The following is a 5,171-nucleotide window of genomic DNA, read 5'->3' on the forward strand; positions in this document are numbered from 1 at the left end:
GTGATCAATTTCTTTGCCGGGATGGATGATCTGATTCCGCATGATCCTCCGGGCACTTGGCTTGCCGTCACCAGTTTGTCGTTTGATATCTCGGTGTTGGAACTGTTGTGGACCTTGGCACGTGGTTTCAAAGTCGTGCTTCATGACACGCCATCGCGAATCGCGTCGACGGCGAAGCTGTGTCACGCAGCGAATCCGATTGACTTTGGTCTGTTCTATTTTTCCAGCAGTGCGAATCAGAGCGAATCACCGTATCAGTTGTTGATGGATGGTGCCCGGTTTGCAGATGAGCATGGTTTTTCATCGGTCTGGACTCCCGAGCGTCATTTCCACGATTTTGGCGGCTTGTACCCGAACCCATCGGTGACCAGCGCCGCGGTTGCCGCGATCACCCACCGCATCGCAATCCGCTCGGGCAGCGTCGTGTTGCCGCTGCATCATCCGGCTCGTGTCACCGAGGAATGGTCCGTGGTCGACCAGATTTCGGGCGGACGTGTCGGCATCTCGTTCGCCTCGGGATGGCAGCCAAACGATTTCATTTTTGCTCCCGAAAACTATGTCAACGCTAAAGCGGTGATGTTAGATAACATCGACCTCGTGCGTCGGCTGTGGCGCGGCGAGACCGTGGTATTTGCCGGGCACGACGGGAAAGAGGTTGCCATCCAAACGTACCCACGACCGCTGCAAAAGGAGTTGCCGGTATGGGTCACGACCGCTGGTAACGAGGCCACGTTTCGGATGGCTGGTTCGATCGGTGCCAACATCTTGACGCATTTGTTGGGACAAACGAGCGAAGAATTGACCGCCCGAATCGGCGCGTATCGCGACGCCCGAGCCAAAGCCGGCTACGAGGGGCCCGGCGAAGTCACCGTGATGGTGCACACCTTTGTTGGCAACTCGAATGACGAAGTCCGCGAACTTGTTCGTAAACCGCTGACCGAATACCTGCGAACATCTGCAAGTTTGCTAAAAGGATTCTCGCACACCTGGGCTGCGTTTAAAAAACGGACCGATGGAACGACAGTCGCCGACTTTGATCTCGATAAGATCAGCGATGCTGAAATGGACGACTTGTTGGCGTTTTCATTTGAGCGTTATTTTCAGTCGAGCGGCTTGTTTGGAACGCCCGATAAATGTCTCGACCTGGTTGGAAAGTTGCACGGCGCCGGCGTCACCGAAATTGCTTGCCTGATCGACTTCGGAGTCCCTGCGGACGTCGCCTACGCTCATTTGAAAGATCTCGATGCGTTGCGGTTACGAGCCCAAACCGAAATCGCAATGCCCCCGGTCGCAACCCAATCCATTCTCGATCTTGTCCGACAGCACGCGGTAACCCATTTGCAGTGCACTCCATCGATGGCACAAATGTTGATGGAGGACGATGCGTCGCGAACCGCAATCACATCGATTCCTCATCTGATGCTTGGCGGCGAAACACTTCCCGCTCAACTTGCCGACCAAATCTTCACGAATGCCGCGTCGGCTCGTTTGGTGAACGTCTACGGGCCCACCGAAACCACCGTCTGGTCGACCTGCAAAATCATCGAACCTGGTGTCAAGATTGCCGGTTCGATCGGCAAACCAATTGCCAATACTCGGATCTATATCCTTGATGAATTTTTGCAACCGCTGCCCGATGGCGTCGCCGGGAATCTTTGGATTGGGGGCGACGGTGTTGCGGTGGGCTATTTGCGGCAAGACGATTTGACCGCCGACCGGTTTCGACCTGATCCTTTTTCGAGTGCGGGTGGCGGTCGCATGTACAACACCGGCGACTTGGCTCGCTGGAACGCCGAAGGTGAAATCGAGTTCCTCGGCCGATCCGATTTTCAGCTGAAAATTCGGGGACATCGGATTGAATTAGGCGAAATCGAGAACGCGATCGATTCTAACCCCGCGGTCCGTCAATGTGTTGTGGTCGCGGATCCGAACGCGACCCCATCGGTCGAACTTGTCGCCTACGTTGTGCTCAGCAATGAAACGCCAAGGAATGAAACGCTAGGCGGTGAAGTGCCAAACGTTGAAGTGAAAACGAAGTTACGAGACTCACTTCGCCAAACGTTGCCATCGCACATGATCCCATCGCGATGGGTTTGTTTGAACGAGTTTCCGCTGACGCCAAATGGTAAAATTGATCGCAAGGCCTTGCCGGGGTGGAATCGTGATCAGGGGATCACGCGGACACCCAAGACCACTGCGGCAATCAACCTTGATGCGACTCAGCAGAAACTTGAAACCATTTGGCGTGCGACCTTGCAACTTGATTCGATTCAACTGGATGATAATTTTTTTGATCTTGGCGGCCATTCGCTCTTGGCCGTGCGAGCCCACCGGATGCTGAAGGATCAACTGAGTGCGTCGATTGTGATCACTGACCTGTTTCGTTTTCCCACGATCCGTACGCTATCGCAGCACATTGATGCGATCAGCACACATCAAGGCGACGATTCACCGTCGTTACCTCGCACGTCGGCAGGACAATCACGAGCGTCACGCCGCAAGGAATTGCTCGGCAAACGGCGTGGGGAGCGGTCAAAATGACGTTACCCGAAAACGCGATCGCCGTAATCGGGATCGGTTTGCGTTTTCCCGGCGCAAGCTCGGCTGACGAGTTCTGGCAGAATCTGCGAGACGGAGTTCGCTCGATCCGCGACTACAGCAGCGAAGAGCTGCTGCAAGCCGGTGTCACGCCGAATGACTTGGACGATCCTCATTACGTTCGCTCGGGGGCGCCGCTGGACGACATGGATCAGTTTGATGCCGAATTTTTTGGGTTTTCGCCCAAAGAGGCGGCGATTATGGATCCACAGCATCGCAAATTCTTACAGTGTTGTTGGGAGGCTCTGGAGGACAGTACGCACCCGCCAAGTCATTTTGATGGCTCGGTCGGCGTGTTTGCCGGCTGTGGCATGAACAGCTACTTCATATTCAACCTGCTACGCAATTCGGCGATTCGCGATTCGGTGGGCATGTTTTTGCTTCGCCATACCGGCAACGACAAGGACTTTTTAACCACGCGAGTTTCTTATTGTTTCAATTTGACGGGGCCGAGTGTCAACATTCAAACGGCGTGTTCGACATCGTTGGTGGCCATCCATACCGCTGCCCAAAGTCTGTTGGCGGGTGAATGCGAATTGGCGATCGCGGGCGGATCGACGATCGAACTGCCACACCGTGTGGGGTATCACTATCGCAGCGGTGAAGTGTTGTCGCCGGACGGGCATTGCCGAGCGTTTGACCAAAACGCGATGGGCACGGTGTTTGGCAGCGGTGCTGCCGCCGTGGTGCTGCGGCGGCTCGAGGATGCGGTCGAAGATGGCGATCGGATCTATGCCGTGATCCGAGGCTCGGCAATCAACAACGACGGGGCGAACAAGGCAGGCTATCTCGCTCCGAGTGTGGATCAACAAGCCGCCGCAGCTTCGGAAGCTCTGGCGATCGCCGAAGTCGATGCAGAATCCATTGGCTATGTCGCGGCTCACGGGACAGGCACTCCGATTGGCGATCCGATCGAAATCGCTGCGCTGACGGCTGCGTTTCGCGAAACCACCGAGCGGCGAGAATTCTGTGCGATCAGCTCGGTCAAACCCAATATCGGACATCTCGATACCGCGTCAGGTGTGGCCAGTTTTATTGCCGCGGCGATGGCGATTTATCACGGCAAGATTCCTCCGAGTGTCGATTTTAATGCGGCCAACACGGCGATTGATTTTGCCAATAGCCCCTTCCGTGTTTCTCAGGCTCAGGCGTCCTGGAGTGCAACTGATTCGCCGCGTCGCGCGATGATCAATTCATTGGGCGTTGGGGGAACCAATGCCAACGTGATTCTCGAGCAAGCTTCCTCACCGATCGAGTCGACACCGCCAACACGTCCCGAACAAATCATCACGCTTTCGGCTCGCAACCCTCGTTCACTCGATGAACAATGCGAGCGACTTGCGGAGCATCTCGAGCAGAATGGTGAGGTTGATCTTGCCGACGTCGCTTATACGTTGCATGTAGGACGCGAAGCGTTTGAGCATCGGCGAATCTTGGTGGGCAGCGATCGTCAGGAGGTGATCGACACGCTCCGCAGCCGTGACGCGAAGCGTCTGTTCACTCACCAAGCGGATGCGAAGCAGGATTCGATTACGTTTATGTTTCCTGGTGGCGGGGCCCAGTATGCTCAAATGGGCCGTGGGTTGTACGATCGCGAAGTTGTTTTTCGGAAGTGGATCGACCGGGGATGTGAAACGCTCGCACCGTTGATCGATGTCGACCTCCGGCAGCTGGTTTTTAACAGCCAATTCTCCGGCGCGGATGCGAAGCAGCAGTTCGAGCGTCCTAGCATCCAATTGCCAGCGATTTTTCTATGGGAAATCGCAATCGCCGAGTTGTGGATGTCTTATGGCATTAATCCGTCGGCGTTGATCGGCCATAGCATGGGGGAAAACACCGCAGCCTGTCTCGCCGGAGTGCTCGGTTTCGAGGACGCGTTGCGGTTAGTCGTGCTGCGTGGGCAACTGCTCGAGCGGGTCCCGGCCGGTGGCATGATGACGGTTGCTTTGCCTGCATCACAGGTGGCGGAAATCGCGGGCGAGCAGCTGGATTTGGCCGTTATCAATGGGCCCTCGATGTGCGTCGTGTCGGGGACCGATTGTGCGATCGCCGAATTCGCCGAAAGGATAAACTCCAGCGAGGTCGAGAGCAAACGAATTCCGATTCGCATCGCCGCGCATTCGCGACTGCTCGACCCCGTGTTGGCTGAATTTCGAGCTTTTCTAGACACGGTGCAGCTCAGCCCGCCAAAGATTCCATTTGTCTCGAATCGAACCGGCACTTGGATCACCAATGCCGAAGCGATCTCGCCCGATTATTGGTGCGAACAACTTCGCCACACGGTTCAGTTTTCGAAATGTCTAGAAACAGTCGCTGGCAACATGTCGAGTGCGTTCATCGAGGTTGGCCCTGGGAAAATCCTGAGCGCGTTGGCGAAACAGCACCCTGCGATCACGCCAAAGCGGACGGTGTTGTCGTCGCTGCGACACGCCGAGGAAGTGATCGACGATTCCACCTTCTTTTTGTCGACCTATGCCCGATTGTGGGCAACCGGGTTGCCAATCGATCTAAAAAGCCAATGGGCTGGCGAGACTCGCAAGCGAATCACCCTGCCGACCTATGCATTCCAACAA

General features: G+C 55.8%; 2 protein-coding genes. Both read left to right on the forward strand.

The window, feature by feature from the left end; genetic code table 11:
* Positions 1-2,541: MupA/Atu3671 family FMN-dependent luciferase-like monooxygenase (locus tag ABX962_RS29605; protein ID WP_372724925.1), on the forward strand; the 2,541-nt coding region annotated here is incomplete at its 5' end.
* On the forward strand, positions 2,538-5,171 hold a 2,634-nt coding region (locus ABX962_RS29610; protein ID WP_372724927.1), incomplete at its 3' end, for a type I polyketide synthase. The genes ABX962_RS29605 and ABX962_RS29610, both read left to right, overlap by 4 nt.

Origin of the sequence: Novipirellula sp. (genome assembly GCF_041583735.1) — a bacterium.
Classification (GTDB): Bacteria; Planctomycetota; Planctomycetia; order Pirellulales; family Pirellulaceae; genus Novipirellula.